The organism is Sphaerisporangium album, from assembly GCF_003323745.1.
In the GTDB taxonomy this organism is placed as follows: Bacteria; Actinomycetota; Actinomycetes; order Streptosporangiales; family Streptosporangiaceae; genus Sphaerisporangium; species Sphaerisporangium album.
The window spans coordinates 66,292-87,226 of record NZ_QOIL01000010.1; the positions used below are offsets into that span (position 1 = coordinate 66,292).

Here is a 20,935-nt window from a genome sequence, read left to right on the forward strand (position 1 = left end):
GTGGGATGCCGATACCCGATCGGCAGAGAACCTTCGTGTGCGAATGCTGCGTTCGTCCGTAGAGCGGACCTGTGGTTACTCGTCTTCTATGACGATCCGTATGGGGCTCCTGACGGAAAGCGCATTGACGACCTTGTTGACCCTCATTACTCTGGGTGCGTTTGCAGTGCTTTACGGCTGCTTTATGCGTGTTCGACGTGGACCGCGGGGCGCGGTGCCACTGGTTGACGGGGTCTTTCGGAGGTTTGTCATGCGCCTTCAGCGTGTCCATGTTTGGCTGCTCACGGTTCTCGCGGTGGCGTTACTGGTTTCGTCGGTGAATGTGGTGACCGGTCTGGCCTCGCCTGCGGGTTCGTCGGATTCGTCGTCTGAGCCGGAGCGATCCGTGGAGGGGCGTGCGGTCCGGAAGGTCGCCGACGTGCACGGGGCGGAGGACTCTCCGCCGCTGGTGGAGAAGGACTTGGCGGCGGTGTTGCCGGGTGCGGGGTCGGCCGAGGCCGTGGTGGGCGCCGCTCCCGCTGTCGCGGCGGGTCTGCCGTTCTGGGTCGGCAAGGCGGACGGCGTGGCGGCGCCGGGCCGGGTGCGGGTGGAGTCCATCGGCGCCGAGGCGGTCAAGCGGGTGGGCGGGGTGGCGGTGGGCGTGCGTGTGGCGCGTGCCGATGGCGGCGTGCAGGCGGCGCGGGTGCGGGTGGGCGTCGATTACTCGACGTTTGCCGGTGCGTTCTCCGCGGGGGCCCTGTCGCGGCTGGGGTTGATCGAGATGCCGGCGTGTGTGCTGGCTGCCCGTCCGGACGCGGCGTGTGCGAAGGCGGCGCGGAACGCCCGTGTCGTGCCCAGCAGTAACGACGTCGCCGCGCGTCAGGTGGTGGCGGATTTGGATGCCGCTCCGGACGGGGTGCCGGATGCCGGGAATGTTTATGTGCTGGCGTCGGTCGCGGCGGCGGAGGATCCCGGATCGGGAACGACCAACTTCGCGGCGACGGACTTGAAGGCGGCCGGGTCGTGGCAGGTGGGGTTGTCGGGGGGCGGGTTCTCGTACTCCTACCCGATCCCGGTGCCGCCGCCGGTGGCGGGCAAGGCGCCGGAGCTGGCGCTGTCGTACTCCTCCTCGGGTGTGGACAGTCTGACCAACTACACCAACAACCAGGCCTCGGTGGCGGGCATGGGCTGGGAGCTGTCGACGGGGTTTGTGGAGCGCCGGTTCCGTGGGTGTGCCGATGACGCGGCCGAGACGACCAAGAACGCCGATCAGCGTAACTGGAAGCACCAGTGCTGGGAGTCCCCGGACGAGAACGACGGCGACTCCGCCACCACCGACTACACCACCTCGCATCTGACGCTGTCGGTGGACGGCAAGTCCTCGCAGATCGTGAAGGACCGGACCAGCGGCGGGTGGAAGACGGTCGAGGACTACGGCTGGAAGATCGACTACGTGATCGACACGCAGGCCGGCCTGGCCTCGTGGGTGGTGACCACCGCCGATGGCACCCGCTACCGGTTCGGCGCGGTGCGTGACTCCAACTGGCAGACCGCCTACGTGGGCGACGACCCCGGGGAGCCGTGCTATTCCAGCTATTCCAAGACCGGTGCGCCGGGGCTGTGCAACGCGACCTGGCGGTGGAACCTGGACCAGGAGATCGACCCGAACGGCAACGTGATCGACTACACCTACACCCGGGAGGAGAACTGGTACTGCAAGACCGTCGGCGCGCTGTGCCAGCCGGGGCCGCTGGGAGATGGGCGGGCGTTCCGGGTGGCCTACGACCGGGGCGGTTACCTGTCCCAGGTGGCCTACGGGCGTAACACCAACGTGGCCGGATCGGCGCACACCGCCAAGGTCACCTTCAACACCGTCGACCGGGGACAGCCGCCGGCCTCGGGGGTTCCGTGGGACAACGACACCCCCACCGACCTGAACTGTCCGTCAGGACCGGCCGATGTGATCACCGCGTGTGACACCCCGGGGCCGGCGTTCTACATCTCCAAGCGGCTGAACACGGTCGTGACCTCGGTGGTGAACCCCTCGGGCGGGTGGGACGAGGTGTACCGGCTGGAGGCCGGCTACAAGTGGGTCTATACCCAGGTCCTCCCGCCGCTGCCCCCGGCCGGTCCGGTGCTGTGGCTGGACACCCTGCGCCCGGTCGGCCTGGCCGGCACCGGCCCCGACATCGCACTGCCCCCGGTGGACTTCGAAGCCGTCCTGCTGGACAACCGCGCCGACTACAACGACTCCCAGGGCAAACCCCGGCTGCAGATGCCGCGCATCTCTGCGGTGTACAACGGGCTCGGCGGCCGTACCGACGTGTACTACGGCCAGGCCAACCCCTGCCCGATCCCCTCGGGGTATCCCACCACGGGGTGGGACACCAATGCCCGTGACTGTTACATGGCCACGCTGGGCAGCTACTACGACTCGGGCGGCATCCAGCGCACCAGTCGCGCGGTGTACATGAAGTGGCTGGTCACCCAGGTCGTCGACAAGGACCTGGTCGGCGGCTCCCCGGACGTGCCCACCCGGTACGAGTATCTGGGCACCCCGGCCTGGGCGCGCGCCTTCAACTACATGAAGGCCACCAGCGTGAGTGGTGTCGTCTGCACCCCGCCGGTCACCGGCTACTGCAAGATGCTGACCGAGGACTGGGACGAGTTCCGCGGCTACCAGACCGTCCGCACCATCAAGGGCGCCGGCACCAGCCCCGACGACTACACCGTCAACACGACCTCGTTCTTCCGGGGCATGTACGACGACCCCAACTCCAGCGGCACCGCCAAGGGCACCCGGATCACCGACTTCGACGGCAACGGCTACAACGACAGCCGCGTCCTCGTAGGCCGCACCTTGCAGGAACAGACGTGGCGCGCCACCACCATCAACGGCACCACCCCCGCCGCGTCGGCGGCCGCGCAACCCCGGCCCGCCGCCGGCCCCCGGGTACGGCAACAGAGCTCCCAGTCCCAGGCTGCTCCCGCCGTGGCCGGTGCCAGTCCTCAGCCCCGCGCCGCTCTCGCCGTGGCCGGTGCCGAACCGGTGGCCGCACCCGCCGGTTCCCGGGTGACCACCGCCGCGCTGGCCCCGGCCCGCGCGATCGCCCAGGGCGTCCGCCGCCTCCTCGGTAAGGCCACCTTCGCCTGCACCTACCCGACCTGGTCACGGACGGGCTTCTACGGCAAGGGCAACCGCGTCACCTGGGTCAACCACACCTGGGAGGCCAAGAACCTGAACATGGGCATCGGCGCCGAACCCGGCGTCGACCCCTCGTGGCTCGATCTCGGCGTCTGCGCGACCCCCACCCCCACGCCCACGCCCACCCGCACCCCCACGCCGACTCCCACCCCGACGCCGACCACACCACCCCCGAGCGGCCCCGCCCTCGGCGGCTACGTCGAGATCGGCTCGACCCGCTACGAGTACACCACCGTCTCCACCGGCAACGGCCCCGGTATCTACGACCCGCTGTTGATCACGACCAGCCGCCAGGTCTCACGGGAAGCGGTCACTGGCGGGTTCCGTTACACCGACCAGCGCACCACCTACGACTCCTACGGTCTCCCGACCAAGGTCAACGACTACGGCGACACCGGCACGGCCACCGACAACACCTGCACCACCACCGCCTACGCGCGCAATACGGCCAAGTGGATGCTCGACTACCCGGCCACCGTCGAACGCAGGGCTGGAGACGCCTGCACCAGTGGAACTCTGTTGGCCAGAACGGTCACTCTGTACGACGGGGCCACCAACCTGGCCGGCAATACCCCCTCAGCGGGGGACGCGACCGAGACGCGTACCTACAGTGGCGATACCGAGTACACCACGGTCACGGCCACGTTCGATCGGTACGGGAGAGACATTTCGACCACCGATGCGCGCGGAAAGATCACCAGAACCGCCTATCAGCCGGCTGTCGGATATCCGATCGACGGTGTGAAGGTGACCAACTCTGTGGAGCACACGGCTACGACGTGGTCTTCGCCATCGCACGGCCAGAATCTTAAGATCCGGGACGCAGCTGGCCACGACGTGGTGATCGACTATGACGCGCTAGGACGCACGCTGCGATATTGGACTCCCGAACAGCCGCAGAGTGGCGGCACGCCGGCCGCACGAGTGGACTACAGCATCCCCTACGACGGCAACCTGGGTCAGCCGACTTCGGCGGCCAAGAGCACGATGAACACGCTGCGGTCGGGGACCGGAGGGTCCGCGAAATGGCTGAGTACCCACACCTACATCGACGGGTTCGGGCGTCCTCGCGAAACGCAGGGAGCATCTCCTGCGGGCGGGCGCGTCGTCACCGTCACAACCTACGACACGCGAGGTCTTTCCGCGGCCCGGTCCGCGCCCGCGTATAACTCCGCCCCACCTGGGTCGGCACTGCTGAACCCGGCTCTCACTGATCTGCCCCAGTGGTCGCGATCGGCGTACGACGGCGCGGGGCAGATCGTGGCTCAGGTCAACTACAGCACCGGCAGAGAACTGAGCCGGACCACTACCCGCTATTTCGGCGACCGCATCGAGGTGCAGCCACCGGCGGGGGGAAAGACCGTTTACTACTCCGACCTCAAAGACCGGGTGACGAAGGTCGAGGAATGGGCGGACGGGGTGACGCACCACGACATGACCTACGCCTACGACGTCAATGGTCATATGACGAGGATGGTCGACGCCGCCGGGAACATCCGTACATTCACATTCGACTCGGCAGGCCGCCGGATCGCCTCGCACGACCCGGATACCGGTGACAGCCAAGACCATTACGACGCCGCTGGCCTGCTGACATGGACGTCGGACGGCAGAGGACAGAAGGTTTCGTACGACTACGATGACCTCGGCCGGAAGACCGCCGTGTGGGCGGGTGAGTCCGGCACGGGAACCAAGCTCGCGGAATGGGTCTACGACACCCTGGCGCCAGGAAAGCTCACCTCGTCGACCCGGTATGTGGGCGGTAACGCTTACAAAGAGGAGGTCACCGACTACGACATCATGGGGCGCCCGCGTGGCTCTAAGGTGACCATTCCTACGTCGGAGGACCTGCTGGCAGGAAGCTACACGTTCTCCGCCGAGTACAACACGACGGGTGCGCTCAGCGCGGTGACGATGCCCGCCGCTGGGGGGCTTCCCGCCGAGAAAGTCACGTCCACCTTCGATGATCTCGGCATGGCCAAGCGAGTGACGTCTGACCTCGGAGGCGTATTCGTCTACGTTGACGATGCCCGGTACACGCCGACGGGCCAACTCGCCGAACGGACCTACGGATCCAACGGAAAGATCAAGCGAACCATCCGGTGGGACGATTCCACAGGCTGGGTATCCCGGATCACCACGCTCACTGACGCTCAGACCAGCACTCCGAAGACCGCTCAAGACGATCAGTATTACTATGACCTGTCCGGGCAGATCACTCGAATAATGGACGCTGCCTCGGCAGTGGCGGGGAGCACACCCGGCCAATCGGAATGCTTCCTCTATGACGGACTCCGCCGGCTCGCGGAGGCGTGGACCACCACGGTCTCGTCCTGCACGGAGGGGCCGGCGGCCGCGGACGGTTTCGGTGTCGACCCTTACAAGCAGCGATACCAATACGATGCGGTCGGCAACATGACGACCCTGACGGACACGGGCCAGGCGTCGGTCTACCACTACCCAGCGTCCGGCGCGTCCAGTGTTCGTCCCAACGCGGTCACCTCCATCTCGAAGCCGGGTGGCGGTACCGACACCTACGGATACGACAACGCCGGCAATCTGACGTCACGTTCCGTGGACGGGAAGCCAGGAGTCTTCGAGTGGAATGAGCTGGGCGAGCTGAGCAAGGCCACTGTCGACGGCCAAGAGACCAGGATGATCTACGATGCAGACGGCGAGCGCCTCATCAGGCGCGATCCGAGCGGGAAGGTCACTCTCTATCTCGGTTCCATGGACGTCGAGCTGGACGGTGGTCGGCTCACCGGCAAGCGTTACTACACGACACCCGACGGAACGACCGTCGCCATGCGTATGGGCACCACTGGAGTGACCTGGCTGGCCTCGGGATTCCACGGGTCCGAGCAGCTTGCGATCAACGACTCCACCGGGCTGGTCAGCCGGGAGCGGTACCTGCCCTTCGGTGCACGCCGCGGCATCGACGACCTTCCCTTCACGGACCGTGGGTTCCTCGGAAAGGTCGAGGATGAGGCGACGGGCCTGGACTACCTGTCGGCGCGGTACTACGACCCGTCGATCGCCAAGTTTATCTCGGCCGACCCGTTGCTGGACGTCGACAAACCTCAGTGGGCAAACCCCTACAGCTACGCTGGAAACAATCCGATCGGCATTTCCGATCCCGCTGGACTCAAGCCTTGCCTGAACAACACCCCGGAGTGCGACAGTTACAATCAGTACGAATGTAAGCGTAGCCCTACTTCCTGGTGCGAGGAATACTTCAAGCGGCAGAGACTCGCCAAGCGGGCGATGGAGGAGGCCGAGCGGTGGCGCAAGGCGGTCGCCGACCTGTTAATCCGGCGTACCCAGTGCGCGGTCTATGACTGCATCGGTGTGATCGACCAGCAGTTGACGCAGCTGCTTGGATTCGATCCGTTCGAGTACTATGACGACAGCGTCATGGCGAATGTCACTCGTTTCACCCTCGACGTAGTCAAATTCGTTATGGAGGACGCGGTCAAATGTACGGAGGGTAACGCGGGCTCCTGCGCTATGTTCGCGGCCAGCTTCATACCGGGCGAAAAACTCGTGGTGGGTGGGGTGAAGCTCGCAGGAAAGGCTGGCAAGGCAGCAGAGAAGCTGGGCGGATACCTGGGCAAGTCCATCAAGTCGTGTAGTAGCTTCCCTCCCGGTGTCCTCGTGCTCATGGCCGACGGCGCCCACAAACCGATCGAGGACGTGAAACCGGGTGACGAGGTCGTCGTCTACGATCCCGAAACCGGGAAACGCGGCGTGCGGCCGGTCCTGGCGACTCCGAGCAGCCAGGGTGAGAAGTATCTATACGAGATCGTTCTCCATACCGGCCACGCAGGAGTCGCCGGCGTCACAGCGACGGACCGGCACCCCTTCTGGGTGGAGGAGCAAGGTCATTGGCTCAACGCCTCCGACCTGAGGCCCGGAATGCTACTCCGGACCGCGGAGGGGGAGACCGCCGAGGTCACCGTAGTCCGGGCGCACCACCGGGCCGACCAGCGGGTGCACAACTTGACGATCGACGGTGTTCCGACGTACTTCGTCACGGCCGGGGGCGAGGACATCCTCGTCCACAACGGTTCCTGCCTGCCCGCCCTGCGCGGATTCAACAGCGTGCGTATGACGTTCGGCAACCAGACCTTCCTGCTCGACAAGAAGGGACTGTCTCACGTACTCAAGCGACATCACCCGAAGTACTGGGATGGATCACAAAAGGCGCAGCAGACGTTCTTCGATGCCGACATGTCAATCGATGACGTAGTCAAGGCCATCGGGGCCGTCATGCGACAGAACCGGTCTATCCTTCTGCAGAAGGGGGCGAACGGGACCTACCAGATCCGCGGTAAGGTCAACGGAATCACCTACGTCCTCGGCGTCAAGAACGGACGTATAGGCCAGTTCTACCCGAAGTAAAGGTTCGTTTCATGATCAACGTTCGGAGTTTCTTCCGGACCCCTGACGGTGAGTTCGTGGCCGTGGACGAGTTCGACGGGGCATTGGACGATCTCGACTACATCGAGGGAGCCATAGAACTCGAGGTCGACGGGAAGCCGATGCTGGGCAAGGCGGAATGGGACTATGTCGACGAGTTGTGGTTCTACATCTCTGACATGGTCAGGGAGATGCGGTCCACCGGCGAGGCCATGACCGATTTTCCCGACCAGCCGATCACTCTGTCGTTCCGGCGGATCGACCGTGTCGGGCGGGTGAGGATATCGTGCGACTTCGGCGTCTCGCACGAGCGTCGCGACGCGGTCGTCCGGGAGGAGGAGTTGCTGGACGCACTCCGGCGTTCGGGAAGCCTTTTCTTCGAAAAGATGGCGATCCTGGCTCCCGGTCACAGCAAAGGCTACGCGGATGCCGTCGAACGCCTTCAAGGCTGAAGGGCTTGTCCGGCGCCGCGTGGACTTCGGGCACATCAGTCCGGCCCGGAGTACCTGTGCGCCCCGAAAGCCCGGACTCTATACGTGTCGTGACTTGGAGACGGCGCGCTGGTAGAGGGCCATTTAGCGGTCAGCCATGATCGAAGTGGTCAGTGTCCGGCACTACCGCCAGATCCGCCAGCGCGTGCAGGACCTCATCGTCGAGGGGCTGCATACTTACTATGTAGCCCGCGGCGAGAACCACGTCCTCGTCCACAATGAAGCGTGCTTCATGATGTCCTCGGCCATCGGCAAGGATCCTCTTTTCGCCAGGGAGGCGCAGCGGGCCGGTAAGGACACGACAGTGCAGCGAGAGATGGCCGCGACGTTCGACCAGCTCTCCAAGGGCAACTGCCAGCCCGGTATGGAGACCAAGTACTACAGGAGCGGTATGTAGTACGCGCGTAGCAGGAACCGCGCCCGTTTGTTCTTCAGGATCGTGGACGGGGGTATGGAGATCGTCGGGAAGGCCGGCAAGGCCGACCAGGACACAGTCATGGACAGGGTCAAGAAGTTGTATGGGCCGAGGGGATATGCCTTAGCGCGACGGTGACGGGTTCTCGGCGAGATTCGTTCTCGATGAGAATGAAATGGAGGCGCCGGAAACGGCTGATTACATCGACGTGTTCGTCACGCTGCACGATGACGGAAGCAATTGGATCGGCGTCTTCGTTTCGCTGGGCAAGCTGGAACGCCTGATGCGCCAACTCGACGGTACCGATGAGTGCTGTGGGGGCCTGTACTACTACGAGAGCGGGTTGGTCCTGCTGCGCGAGCCGGGTGTCGACGCCATGTTCGCGGCGATACAGGACATGGTCGATGAGGATGGTATTCGAAGACATCTCGTGAGGCAGGTCGAGGACGACGACGAGGACGTCTGAGTTCCGGGGCGCCGAGGAGCATCCATCGGCGTCGTCGTCCATGGCATCGTCGGTTATCGGCCCGGCGTGGTGGTGAGGCGACTGTAGAGGGTCAGGTACTTGTCGGCCATTACTGCGGGGGAGAAGCGGGTTCGGGCTTCTCGGCGGCATTCGTCGGGGTCGATTTCGTCGGTGCGGAGGAGGTATTCGGCCAGTTCCTCCTCGGTGTCGGCGAGGAAGCCCGTCCGGCCGTGGTCGATGATCTCGGGGAGGACGCCTCGGCGCAGGCCCACGGGCGGGACGCCGAGGGCCAGGGCTTCGACTACGGCGGTGCCGCCGGGTTCGTCCCATTGGATGGGGAAGAGGGCGGCGCGGGCGGAGGCGTAGAGTTCGTCGCGCTCTGAGCCGCCGACCGAGCCCGCCCAGCGGACGAGGTCGCCGTCGAGGTACGGGGTCACCTGGTCGAGGTGGTAGCGGACGTCGGGGTGGCCGTTGAGCGGGTGGTCGGGGTCCTCGGTGACGGACTGGAGCTCGGCGGCGTCGTTCAGACCGCTCACCGGGCCGGCCAGGACGAGGGGGAGGCCGAGCTTCTGGCAGATCCTGGCCGCGATGTCCTGGCCCTTGAGGGCGCAGACGCGGCCCATCACGATCAGATGCTCGCCGCGGGGGAGGGAGGGGTCCGTGCCTGCCGCCGATGTGCCTGCCCGCGTGCCGGCCGACGCGCCGGTCGAAGTGCCGGTCCTGGCGGTCGTGCCGGTCGGTGTGCCGGCCAGCGGGGTGGCCAGGTGGACGGCGCCGAGGGAGGCCGCGCGCAGTGCGGCGGGGGCGCGGCGGAGCTGGGACTCCGACACGCCGTTGACGGCGATGGAGCCGGGGAAGGCGCCGTAGAAGGCGGCGTGCTTGCGCAGGTCCCAGTGCAGGGTGTGCAGGACGGGTGGGCCGCCGAACCCGGACAACGTGGAGAGGACGGCGGGGCCGACGACCTCCAGGTGGTCGTGGACGAGGTCGATGTCGTCGCGGGAGCGCAGCTCGGCCGCCACCCGCGCCATGTGGGCGTGCGCGATGCCCATGACCTGGTTGTACGGCTTCTGTAGGTGGGTGAACTGGCCCTCGTCGAAGACGCTGATGTGCTCGTCGGCCTCCAGCGTGCTCTCGCCGACCGTGGCGAGCACGACCCGCACGCCGCGCTCGCGCAGCGCCGGCACCAGGGTGGCGACGATGTTCTCGATCCCTCCGTAGCCGGTGGGCGGCACGGGAAGCCAAGGACCGGCGTTCATGAGGACGTTCATGCGACCTCCTCTGTCGCGGACGGGACGGCGGGGAGCGCGGGCATGGGCGGGGCCAGGGGCAGGACCATGGGTGAGGTCACGGACGGCTCGGCCGGGACGGGCGGCGGGGAGGACATGGCGGGCGGGCGGGCGGTGGCGCGGGCGCCGAGGACGGAGGCGAGGGGCGGGCGTTCGGCGACGCCGACGTCGCTCAGGGTCGTGTTGCCGTCCGCGTCGAACTGGAGCAGGCCGGTGGCGGGCGGCTCGGAGGCGACGATGCGCCCCTGACGTTCGAGCCGGGACCACGCGGTCAGCATGATCTGCCCGGCCATGCGGCCGAGCGCGGCGGTGGACTGGTGGCTGTGCTCGCGGCAGCCCAGGTCGACCTGCGCCATGGCGTCGAGCCCGATGTGCTGGAGCAGGTCGACCAGGAGCCCGAACTCGACCCCGTACTCGGTGACGAAGGGGACGGCCTCCAGGACCTCGCGCCGGGCCGCGTACTCCCCGCCGAGCGGCTGGACGAACCCGGCGAGCTCGGGCCAGTAGAGGTTCAGCATCGGCCGGGCCACCAGTTCGGTGACGCGGCCGCCCGCGCCGCGCTGCGCGACCCCGTCCGGACCGGTGAGCGGCCGCTCGTAGGCGCCCTTCACGAAATGGACGTGCGGCTGGGTGAGCAGCGGGCCGAGCAGCCCGGAGATGAAGTGGGAGCCGAAGTTGCGCAGGTCGGAGTCGGCGTACACGACGATGTCGCCGGTGGAGGCGGCGAGCCCCTTCCACAGGGCCTCTCCCTTGCCCGACAACGACGGCAGGCCGGGCAGGACGTCGTCCTGGGACACGACCCGGGCGCCGGCCTCGGTGGCGCGTACGGCGGTGGCGTCGGTGCTGCGCGAGTCGACGACGATGATCTCGTCCACGAGCGGGACGTCCTCGACCAGGTCGCGGCGGATGGCCGCGACGATGCCGCCGACGGTCTCCTGCTCGTCGCGGGCGGGCAGGACGACGCTGACGGTGGTGGCTCCCTTGGCGGGGAGGAGGGTGTGGGGCGGCCAGTCGGCCGCCGCGCTGGTGTGAGGGCCGAACCAGTCCCCGACGAGGGCCGGAAGCCGTCGGGAAGGGTGGGAATGTCCATCCATGCGAGTGCCCCGATCTGTTGGCATGACGGGCGGCAAATCTGCCCCGGAAAAAGCGGTTCGAACATTGCCGTTTGCGGAGCCGCAGAGGTGGCATATGCCGCTTCGTGACCTCGATGACGCGTATCGGCATTATCGGTGCTGGAAATGTCGCGGCCCGCCATGCGGATGTCCTGTCGTGTTTCCCCGATGTAACAATTAGTGCGATCGCCGACACGGATCCGGCGAGGGCCGGGGCGCTGGCCGCCCGGTACGGATCACGGGCTTATGGCGCCCACACCGAGATGCTCGACGCGGGCGGCCTGGACGCGGTCTACGTCTGCGTGCCCCCGTTCGCCCACGGCGCGCCGGAGCTCGATGTGCTGGCCGCGAATATCCCGATATTCGTGGAAAAGCCGCTCGCGCTGGACCTGGCCACCGCCGAGAAGATCGCCGCCGAGATCCGCAGGCGCGGCCTGGTGTCGGCGGTCGGCCACCACTGGCGCTACTTCGACACCGTTCGCCGGGCCGCGGAGCTCCTCGACGGCAGGCCCGTACGGCTGGCGCTCGGCCACTGGCTCGACAAGGTCCCCCCGGTGCCGTGGTGGCTGCGGCGGGACGGGTCCGGCGGGCAGGTGCTGGAGCAGGCCGTCCACGTGCTCGACCTGGCCCGCGTCCTGGTGGGCGAGGTGGACATGGTGCACGCAGTCCCCGCTACGGGTGCCGGCGACGGCGAGATCGACCGCGCGGTCGCCGCCGTGCTGCGCTTCCGCGGCGGCGCGGCGGGGGTGCTCGCCACGACGAGCCTGCTCGGGCGCAAGCTCAGGGCCGGCCTGGAGGTGCACGCCGAGGGGATCACCCTGGAGATCGGCGAGACGGCCCTGGTGGTGGACGGCGGTGGTGAGCCGGGCGCGGTGTTCGAGGACTCCGGCGACGCCAAGGTCCGCGTGGACCGGGAGTTCGTGGACGCCGTGCGCGGCGCGGACGCCGACGTGCGCGCCCCTTACGAGGAGGCCCTGCGCAGCCACCGCCTGGCGTACGCGGTCGCGCGCTCGGCCTCCGAGGGCGTCCCGGTCACGCTGGACGAGGATCGCTGACAATCCGGAAGCGGACACGAGGGCCCGGAGGATGACCGGAATGGTGGAGATCAGGACGCTCAGCGTCGACGCGCCGGGCATGGTGAGCCTGGCCGAGGAGAAGAGCCGCGCCGTGCCCGACGGCGGGTTCCGGGTCGAGACGCTGTACAGCGGCGTCTCGGCGGGCACGGAGCTGACCTACGTCAAGGGCGGCAACCCGTACCTCGGCTCCACCTGGGACGCGGAGCTCGGGCTGTTCCTGCCGGGAACCCCGTCCGTGGAGTACCCGGTGCGCGGCATCGGCTACATGCAGGTGGGGCGGGTCGCCGAGAGCAGGACGCCCGCCGTGCGCGAGGGCGCGATCCTGGCGATGGCGTACGGGCACCGCACCGGGTACGTCGCCGACCCGCTGGCCGACCGGTTCGTGGAGTTACCCGAGGGCCTGGACCCCCTGCTCGGCATCTACGTCGCCCACATGGGCCCGATCTGCGCCAACGGCCTGCTGCACGCGGCGGCCGACCTGTACGGCGCCGGGGTGCGGAGCCTCGGCGACGGCGTGCGCGGGCGGCGGGTCGCGGTGACGGGCGCGGGCGTGGTGGGCCTGCTGGTCGCGGCGTTCGCGATCGAGCACGGCGCGGCGGAGGTCGTGGTGGTCGACGAGACCGCCGGTCGGCTGCGGGCCGCCGAGGCGCTCGGCGCCGCCACGCTCGCCGTGCGCGACGACCCGGCCGTGGCGTTGAAGAGGCGATGGCGTCACGGGCACAGGGACAGGGGCGCCGACGTGGTGTTCCAGTGCCGGGGCCGGGCCCGCGCCCTCGCCCTGGCCCTGCGGCTGCTCCGGCCGCAGGGGACCGTGATCGATCTCGCCTTCTACCCCGAGGGCGCCGGCGAGGTGCGCCTGGGCGAGGAGTTCCACCACAACGGGCTCGGCGTGCGGTGCGCGCAGATCGCCAGGGTGCCGCGCGGGCTGGCCCACGCCTGGGACAGGGAGCGGCTGTCGCACGAGACCGTCGAACTGCTGCTGCGGCGCGGCCGGGTGCTACGTCAGAACATGATCACTGATGTCGTGGACTTCGCCCAGGCGCCCGGCCTGCTGCGCGACCTCGCCTCCGGGCGGCGCCAGACCCTCCAGGCGGTGCTGCGCCAGGACGTCGGTGACGAGCGCCGCTGACCAGCTGAAGTCGTGGCACCCGTGCCCTTCGAGCGTGGCGGGGTCGAAGTACTCGCGAAAGCCCGCGTGCGCCACCGCCCGCACCATGCCGTCGGCGACCAGCGCGGCGAGGTCGGGACGCCTGCGGCGCAGGCCGTGCCAGACCAGCCAGGACAGGTTGATCCAGCTCGGGCCGCGCCAGTAGCGGGCCGGGTCGAACTCGGGGGTGGCGGGCGCGAAGCTCGGCACCGTGCCGCGCCTTTCCAGCTCGAACCGGTCGAGCGCGGTGGCGGCCAGCGCGTCGGCGATCTCGTGGGGCAGGCCCGGCAGGATCAGCGGGGTCAGCCCGGCCGCGCTGCCGGACCTGATCAGGCGGCCGGTGAGCGCGTCGCGCGCGTGGAAGAGCCCGTCGGCGTACAGGTGCTCCACCATCGCGGCGGTGATCGCCGCCGCCTCGCGGTGGTGCGGCGCCGGGTCAAGCCCACAGGCGGCGGCGATCTTCGCCAGCGCCGACTCCGCCGCGCCGTAGGCGGCGTTGAACAGCGGGTCCTGCACGGCGAACGCGCCCGGGCGCCGGTAGCCGGTGTCGCGGTAGGCGCGGGCCAGCACGGTGTACCGCTCGTAGTCGCGGTCGGTGGGACGCTCGCCCGGGTCGACGTGGGCGAGGTCGCGGCGGCTGACGCCGAGCGGGTCCGGGCGTACGGCGGCCAGCGGCGCGTCCCAGGCCGGGCTGTTGTCCATGCCCGACTCCCACGGGTGGACGATCGACAGCAGCCCCTCGGCCGAGCGCCGCGCCTCGCGCAGGAACCGCTGCTGGGCGACCAGGCGCGGGTAGATCCTGCGCAGGAACGCCGGGTCCGGGTCGGCCAGGTGCACCTGCCAGGCGGCCGGCGCGTGCACCGGTGGCTGGACGATCCCGGAGGTCGCCGCGCCGCAGGGCGCGCGCACGCCCCAGAAGTCCGGGCCGGGGAAGTACGAGCCCGCCGGGACGCTCGGGTTGAACACGATGTGCGGCACCCTGCCGTCCCGCCACTGCGCGCCGAACAGGGTCAGCAGCTCCTGCCTGGCCCGGCGCGGCGCCCAGCGGGCGTTGCCGATCGCGATGAAGGCCGAGTCCCAGCTCCACTGGTGCGGGTACAGGCGGCGCGAGGGAACGGTGTAGCTGCCGTCCCAGTTGGCGACCAGCACGCGCACCGCCTCCCGGGACAGCTCCCGCGGGCCGCCCGCCCGGTCCGGCCACGCGGCCGGGCTGGAACGGTCCTGACGCGGGGCGGGCGCGAGGAGGTCGCCGCCGCGCGGGGGAGCGGCCGGGTGGGAGATCATAGGAACTTCCTGATGAAGGCGGCCGTTTCCGGCAGGGCGGTGCGGGGCTCGCCGCGCAGGCGGCATTCCAGGGCGAGGTAACCGTCGTAGCCGATCGCGTCGAGGCAGGCTAGCTGCGCGGCCCAGTCGATGTGGCCGGTGCCCGGCTGGTTGCGGTTGGACTCGCTGATCTGCATGTGCGCGAGGTACGGCGCGGCCTCGGCCAGCGAGCGGCAGGGGTCGTCCTCCTCGATGTTCATGTGGTAGGTGTCGCCGGCGACCCGGACGGAGTCCATCGCGCACAGCGCGACCGCCTCGGCCAGGGTGTTGACCATGTGGTTCTCGTACCGGTTGAGCGGCTCGATCATGATCAGCACGCCCTCGCGCGCGGCGTGCTCGCCCAGCTCGCCGAGGGCCTCGGCCAGCACCTCCCGGTCCTGCCCCGGTGAGCGCGGCGGCTCGAACGGCGGCAGCCGCCGGGAGAACTGCCCCCACGAGCCGGGCGTCATCACGCCGACCCCGCCGAGGCGCCCCATGACGGTGAGCTGGGAGCGGAGCTGGTGGATCGCGTCCCGGCGCTTGGCGGGGTCGAAGTCGCCGATGAAGTGGGACATCTCCACGCAGACCGTCGGCATGACGACGCCGTCCGCGAGCGCGCGGTCCAGTTCGCCGATGCGCGAGGCGAAGTGGAAGTCGCCCTTGCCGCGCAGCTCGATGGCATCGAACCCGGCCTCGACCGCGAAGGCGAACTTCTCCTGCAGCGTGTCCCCGGGTACCAGTTGCTCCTGCACCGCCAGCTTCATCGCGCCTCCTCGTGCGCCGGCGGGCCGGGCGTGGGCGGCCCGTGGTTCCCGGGGGGCTCCCCGAACGCGAACACCACCTGGAGCGCGTCGGCGGGATGCCGGTCCAGCAGGGCGAACGCCTCGGCCGCGTCCCGCGCGGGTGTCACGTGGCTGACAAGCGCGCCGGTGTCCACCTCGCCCCGGAGCGCCAGCTCCATGAACGTGCGCTGGAGCCGCTCGACGTCCCAGCGGTGCGACAGCCCCGCGGCGACCGCGCCGATCTGGGAGGAGACGAGCTGCACCTGGTTGTGGTGGAACTCCTCGCCGAGCCGCAGCCCGACGCCCTCACCCTGGTAGAACCCGGCGGCGACGACCCGGCCGCCCCTGCGCACCGACCGGATGGCCTCGTGCAGGGCGTGGTGGCTGCCGCTCAGCTCGATCGCGGTGTCGGCGCCGTCGAGCCGCTTGCGCACGAACTCGGCGCACGAGCCGGTCAGGACGTCGAACGTCTCGGCGGCGCCGAACCGGCGGGCCAGGGCGAGGCGGGCCGGGATGGCGTCGGCGGCGACGACCCGGGCGCCGCTGAGCACGGCGAGCCGGGTGGCCAGCAGCCCGATGACGCCCTGGCCGAAGATCGTGACCTGGTCGCCGAGGTGGACGCCGGCGGCGTGGACGGCGTTCAGGGCGATGGCCCCGACGCGGGCGAAGACACCGGTCAGCGGGTCGGCGCCTGGCGGCAGGACGTGCCCGGCGAGGCGCTCGGCGGGCAGCACCGCCTCCGCGCGGTGGCCCCAGATGCCCCAGACGAGGCTGCCGACCGGCGGGGCGGCGACGTCGGGCGCCGCCTCGACCACCTCGCCGACCTCCTGGTACCCCCAGCCCGACAGCGGGTAGGCGTGCGTGCGGCCCTCGGTGAAGAGCCGGCGCTCGGCGTCCCAGTGCCGGGTGAGGTACGGATTGGTGCCGCGGTACGCGGTGAGCTCGGTGCCGGCGGACACTCCCGAATAGATGGTGCGGACGCGCACGCATCCGGCTTCCAGACGGCCGGGCGGTTCCGGGGTGACACCGACGACGCCGGGTTCTTGAATGGTGATGGCGTGCATATCCCCATACTTATGAGTTTTGATCAAACAAAAGTCGGAGGGTTAGTCCTGCCGTTCACACGATAGTTACATCCCAGAGAGACCTAAGTCCAGGGCTTCTGTCGGAGGTAGCCAATGAAATTGGGATTTTTGACGGCCTGTCTACCGGAAAGCGATCTTTCCGACATCGCCCGTTGGGCCGCGGAGCAGGGCTTCCAGGCGCTGGAAGTGGCCGCGTGGCCCGCGCCCGATCCCAGAAATCACATCCGAGTAGATCAATTCGACGAGGCCGAATCCACCCGGGTGAAGAAGATCTTCGAGGAGACCGGCCTGACGCTCTCCTCGATCGCCTACTACGACAACAACCTGCACCCCACCCGGCGTGCCGGGATCAACGCCCACCTGCGCCGATGCGTGGACGCCGCCGCCGAGCTGGGGTGTCCGACCGTGGGCACCTTCGTCGGCCGCGACCCGGGGCTCACCGTGGACGCCAACCTCAAGCTCGCCGAGGAGGTCTTCGCGCCGGTGGTGGAGCACGCCGCCCGCCGGGGCGTGACCATCGTGATCGAGAACTGCGTGATGAAGAGCTGGCACCCGGACGGCTACCCGGGCAATCTCGCCTACTCGCCCGAGCTGTGGGAGTGGATGTTCACCCTCGGCCTCAAGCTCAACTACGACCCCTCCCACCTGGTCGGCCTCGGCATCGACCCCATCGCCGCCGTCACCCCGTACGTCGATCGGATCGCGCACGTCCAGGCCAAGGACACCCAGATCCTCCCCGGGCGGATCGACCGATACGGCTTCTACGGTCCGCTCGGCGGCGACAAGGGCTGGTACCGCTTCCGCGTCCCGGGCCTCGGCCAGGTCGACTGGGCCCGGTTGATCGACGTGCTGTACGAGGGCGGGTACGACGGGGTGATCTCCGTCGAGCACGAGGACCCCGTCTGGAGCGGCGACCCCGCAAAGGTGCGCGCGGGCCTCGGCATCGCCTACCGCACGTTGCACGGCCTCATCGTGGGGTAAAGGGCGGCTCTGAACCCCCGGGAGGAGCCCCATGCCGAGGAAGGTCCCCGCCGTCCTCTGCCTCGCCGTGCTCGCCGCCGCCCTGGCGGCCTGCGGCGGCGGCGCGGAGCCGGGCGCGTCGAACACCATCACCGTCTGGACCGAGGAGAACCTCGCCGACCGGATGGCCGTGCAGCAGGACCTCGCCGCCGGGTTCACCCGGAAGACCGGCGTCAAGGTCGAGCTGGTGGGCATCGGCGAGGACCAGTTCAGCCAGGTCCTCACCGCCGCCGCGGCCGCGGGCGACCTGCCGGACGTGATCGGCGCGGTCCCGCTGGCCGCGGTCCGCGAGCTGGACGCCAACGAGCTGCTCGACACCGAGACCCCGGCCCGGATCGTCGGCGACCTCGGGCGCGAGACCTTCTCGCCGCGGGCCCTGGAGCTGGACAGCGACGGCGGCAGGCTGCTCGCCGTGCCCAGCGACGGGTGGGCGCAGCTCATCCTCTACCGCAAGGACCTGTTCCAGAAGGCGGGGCTCGCGCCGCCCGACACCTACGAGCGGCTGGAGGCCGCCGCGAGGAGGCTGAACACCGGCGGCGTCGCCGGCATCACGCTCGCCGTCGCGCCGAAGGACTCCTTCACCGCGCAGAGCTTCGAGCACGTCGCGCTCGCCAACGGCTGCGAGCTCGCGGACGGCTCCGGGAAGACCGTGCTCGATTCCCCGCAGTGCGTGCGGGCGTTCGCCTTCTACTCGGCCCTCGTGCGGAACTACTCGGTCAAGGGCGACCAGGACGTCGACTCGACCCGGGCGACCTACTTCGCCGGCAGGGCCGCGATGACGATCTGGTCGTCGTTCATCCTTGACGAGCTGGCCGGGCTGCGCGACGACGCGCTCCCGAGCTGCGCCGAATGCCGGGCCGACAAGCGGTGGCTGGCCGCGAACACCGGCGTGGTGACCGCGCTGAAGGGCCCCGACGGCGCGCGGCCCGCGCAGTTCGGCGAGATCGTCTCGTGGGCGATCCCCTACGACGCCCGCAAGGACGCGGCGCGGCGGTTCGTCACGTACATGATGAGCGAGGGGTACGAGCGCTGGGTGGGTATGGCGCCGGAGGGCAAGGTCCCCGTCCGCACCACCCTGGCCCGGTCCTGGGACCGGCTGCCCGCCGGGGTCGACGCCAAGGAGCCCCTCGCCGCCGTCTACCCGGCCGGCCTGCTCGACGCGCTGCGCCGGAGCCCGGACACCTTCGCCCGCTGGGGCATCGCGCAGGGGCAGGGCAGGCTCGTCGGCGCCATGATGGGCGAGCTGCCGGTGCCGAGGGCGCTCGCCGGCGCGGCGGGCGGCTCGCTCACTCCGGAGGCGGCCGCGCGGCGGGCGAAGGCCGATGTCGAGACGATCAAGCGCGGGATCCGGCGATGACCGCCCCCGCCGGACCGTCCGGCCGCACGCTGCGGGAGCGCGAGGCCAGGGCAGGGCTGTTCCTGATGTCGCCCACGCTCGTGATCACGCTGGTCGTCGTGGTGGTCCCGCTGCTGTGGGCCGTCATGCTGGCCTTCCAGAACGTCCGCCTGATCAACATCAGGCGGGTGGGGCTGTTCGGCCGCTACACCCTGGAGAACTTCGCCTACGTGCTGGCCGAGCCCGGGTTCTGGTCCGCCTTGGCGAACACGCTGGTCTACACGGTCGCGGGCACCGTCCTGTCGATCGGCGTCGGGCTGGCCGCCGCGCTGGCACTGCGCGGCGCCTTCCCCGGGCGCACGCTGGTCAGGGCCTCGATCCTGATCCCGTACGTCGCCCCGGTCGTCGCCGTCGCCTTCCTGTGGCAGGTGATGCTCAGCCCGCAGTACGGCATCGTCAACACCTGGCTCGGCGAGCCGATCGCCTTCCTCAGCCAGGCCGAGGGCGCCTTCCTCGGCGTCAGGGTGCCCGTCGCGCTGCTCACGGTGATCGCCTTCGAGGCATGGCGGTACTTCCCCTTCGCCTTCCTGTTCATCCTGGCCCGGCTCCAGGCGCTGCCCCCCGAACTGGACGAGGCCGCCGTGGTGGACGGCGCCACGCCCACCCAGCGGTTCCGCCACGTCACGCTGCCGCAGCTGTGGCGGGTCATCGCGCTGCTGTCGGTGCTGCGGTTCGTGTTCACCTTCACGAAGTTCGACGACGTCTACCTGCTCACCGGCGGCGGCGCGGGCACCGAGGTGGTGGCCGTGCGCGTCTACGACTTCCTGACCGCCCGGGACGACCTCGGCGCCTCGGCCGCCCAGGCCATCGTGATGGCCGCCGTCCTGGTCGTCTTCCTGGTGGTCTACCTGAGGTCCTTCGGCGGAGCGGAGGCACGCCGATGACCGGCGCGACCCGTCCTCCCCTGACCCGGGACCGCTTGGAACGTGGCCTGCTGCGCGTGCTGAAGCCGCTGGTCATCGCCGCGCTCGTGCTGGCCACGGCCTTCCCGTTCCTCTACATGGCCATGCTGTCGGTGCGGGACGTCCAGGAGCTGATCCTCGAACCGGGCTCGCTGTGGCCGCGCCGGTTCACGCTGTCGTCCTACGCCGACGTCCTCGGCCGCCAGGGCTTCCTCACCTTCATGCGCAACAGCGCGATCGTGTCGGCCGCCTCCGTGGCCGCCACGCTGCTGATCTCGATCCCCGGCGCGTACGCCCTGGCCAGGCTGCGGTTCCGCGGCCGCCGCCAGGTGCACTTCCTGTTCCTCGCCGTCTACCTCTTCCCGGCCATCGTGCCCGCGATCCCGCTGTTCGTGCTGTTCACGATGCTCGGCCTGCGCGGCTCGCTGGGCGGTCTCGTGCTCGTCTACGTCGCCCAGACCGTCCCCGTCGCCGTCTACATGCTGCGCAACTACTTCGAGACCGTGCCCGAGAGCGTGGAGGAGGCGGCGGCGATCGACGGATGCGGCCGGATCGGTACGATCCTGCGCGTCGTGCTCCCGCTGTCCAAGCCCGCCCTCATGGCCACCGGGCTCTACGCCTTCATGATCGCGTGGAACGAGTTCCTGTTCGCGCTGCTGTTCCTGGTCGAGAAACGGGAGAGCTGGACGGTCTCCCTCGGGCTGTCACAGCTGGCGGGCGGTATCGAGGTTCCCGCGACCGTTCTCATGGCAGGATCGGTGGTGCTGACGCTGCCCATCGTGGCGGTGTTCTTCGCGAGCGAGCGGCTTCTGGCCGGGGGGCTCGCGATAGGCGCGGAGAAGGGCTAGGGGC

14 protein-coding genes and 1 pseudogene are annotated in these 20,935 nt (G+C 69.3%); 10 read left to right on the forward strand and 5 right to left on the reverse strand.

From position 1 onward, the window contains the following. Window positions 1–88 precede the first annotated feature (88 nt). The 4 genes from DQ384_RS18750 (at window position 89) to DQ384_RS18765 (ending at window position 8,975) form a co-directional block, all read left to right on the forward strand. Entirely contained in the window at window positions 89–7,585 is a 7,497-nt protein-coding gene (locus tag DQ384_RS18750) for an RHS repeat-associated core domain-containing protein (RefSeq protein WP_147268820.1), read from the forward strand. Window positions 7,586–7,596: 11 nt separating this feature from the next. Further along, a complete protein-coding gene (locus DQ384_RS18755) occupies window positions 7,597–8,055 on the forward strand; it encodes a hypothetical protein (RefSeq protein WP_114030143.1) in 459 nt (152 codons plus the stop codon). Window positions 8,056–8,191: 136 nt separating this feature from the next. Then, complete coding sequence (locus tag DQ384_RS18760; RefSeq protein WP_147268821.1) at window positions 8,192–8,491, forward strand: hypothetical protein; 300 nt, start codon at window positions 8,192–8,194, stop codon at window positions 8,489–8,491. A gap of 193 nt (window positions 8,492–8,684) precedes the next feature. Beyond that, complete coding sequence (locus tag DQ384_RS18765; RefSeq protein ID WP_114030145.1) at window positions 8,685–8,975, forward strand: hypothetical protein; 291 nt, start codon at window positions 8,685–8,687, stop codon at window positions 8,973–8,975. Window positions 8,976–9,028: 53 nt separating this feature from the next. On the opposite strand, the gene DQ384_RS18770 is transcribed toward DQ384_RS18765, so the two are convergent. After that, window positions 9,029–10,243, reverse strand: a complete 1,215-nt coding sequence (locus tag DQ384_RS18770) for a glycosyltransferase (protein ID WP_114030146.1) — start codon at window positions 10,241–10,243, stop codon at window positions 9,029–9,031. Further along, window positions 10,240–11,355 (reverse strand): glucosyl-3-phosphoglycerate synthase, encoded by a 1,116-nt coding sequence (locus DQ384_RS18775; RefSeq protein WP_114030147.1) that lies wholly within the window; start codon window positions 11,353–11,355, stop codon window positions 10,240–10,242. Before DQ384_RS18775 ends, DQ384_RS18770 begins: the two co-directional genes overlap by 4 nt. A gap of 113 nt (window positions 11,356–11,468) precedes the next feature. Between DQ384_RS18775 and DQ384_RS18780 the strand changes: the two genes are divergently transcribed. Beyond that, window positions 11,469–12,428: a Gfo/Idh/MocA family protein gene (locus DQ384_RS18780; RefSeq protein WP_245966618.1), complete on the forward strand. Its 960-nt coding sequence runs from the start codon at window positions 11,469–11,471 to the stop codon at window positions 12,426–12,428. Window positions 12,429–12,468: 40 nt separating this feature from the next. Then, entirely contained in the window at window positions 12,469–13,578 is a 1,110-nt protein-coding gene (locus tag DQ384_RS18785; RefSeq protein WP_114030148.1) for a zinc-dependent alcohol dehydrogenase, read from the forward strand. A 9-nt stretch (window positions 13,579–13,587) separates the two neighbouring features. On the opposite strand, the pseudogene DQ384_RS44190 reads toward DQ384_RS18785, so the two are convergent. The 3 genes and pseudogenes from DQ384_RS44190 to DQ384_RS18800 all read right to left on the reverse strand — a co-directional run. Then, window positions 13,588–14,946 (reverse strand): annotated as a pseudogene (locus DQ384_RS44190) (MGH1-like glycoside hydrolase domain-containing protein); the annotation flags it as partial. Then, window positions 14,877–15,662 carry a sugar phosphate isomerase/epimerase family protein gene (locus DQ384_RS18795; RefSeq protein ID WP_114030149.1) on the reverse strand — a complete coding sequence of 262 codons (786 nt, stop codon included), beginning with the start codon at window positions 15,660–15,662 and terminating at the stop codon, window positions 14,877–14,879. The gene DQ384_RS18795 and the pseudogene DQ384_RS44190, both read right to left, overlap by 70 nt. Beyond that, the gene (locus DQ384_RS18800; RefSeq protein ID WP_114030150.1) at window positions 15,659–16,744 is read right to left on the reverse strand and encodes a zinc-dependent alcohol dehydrogenase; all 1,086 of its coding nucleotides are present in this window, start codon (window positions 16,742–16,744) and stop codon (window positions 15,659–15,661) included. Before DQ384_RS18800 ends, DQ384_RS18795 begins: the two co-directional genes overlap by 4 nt. Window positions 16,745–16,858: 114 nt before the next feature. On the opposite strand from DQ384_RS18800, the gene DQ384_RS18805 reads away from it, so the two are divergent. Genes DQ384_RS18805 through DQ384_RS18820 form a run of 4 tightly spaced genes read left to right on the forward strand, consistent with a single transcriptional unit; the run spans window position 16,859 to window position 20,931 of the window. Further along, window positions 16,859–17,746 carry a sugar phosphate isomerase/epimerase family protein gene (locus DQ384_RS18805; RefSeq protein ID WP_114030151.1) on the forward strand — a complete coding sequence of 296 codons (888 nt, stop codon included), beginning with the start codon at window positions 16,859–16,861 and terminating at the stop codon, window positions 17,744–17,746. 31 nt (window positions 17,747–17,777) lie between these two features. Continuing rightward, on the forward strand, window positions 17,778–19,142 hold the full coding sequence (locus DQ384_RS18810; protein WP_114030152.1) for an ABC transporter substrate-binding protein: 1,365 nt from the start codon (window positions 17,778–17,780) through the stop codon (window positions 19,140–19,142). Beyond that, window positions 19,139–20,065 (forward strand): carbohydrate ABC transporter permease, encoded by a 927-nt coding sequence (locus tag DQ384_RS18815; protein ID WP_114030153.1) that lies wholly within the window; start codon window positions 19,139–19,141, stop codon window positions 20,063–20,065. The genes DQ384_RS18810 and DQ384_RS18815 overlap by 4 nt, the downstream gene beginning before the upstream one ends. After that, window positions 20,062–20,931: a carbohydrate ABC transporter permease gene (locus tag DQ384_RS18820; protein ID WP_114030154.1), complete on the forward strand. Its 870-nt coding sequence runs from the start codon at window positions 20,062–20,064 to the stop codon at window positions 20,929–20,931. Before DQ384_RS18815 ends, DQ384_RS18820 begins: the two co-directional genes overlap by 4 nt. The last annotated feature ends 4 nt before the right edge of the window (window positions 20,932–20,935 follow it).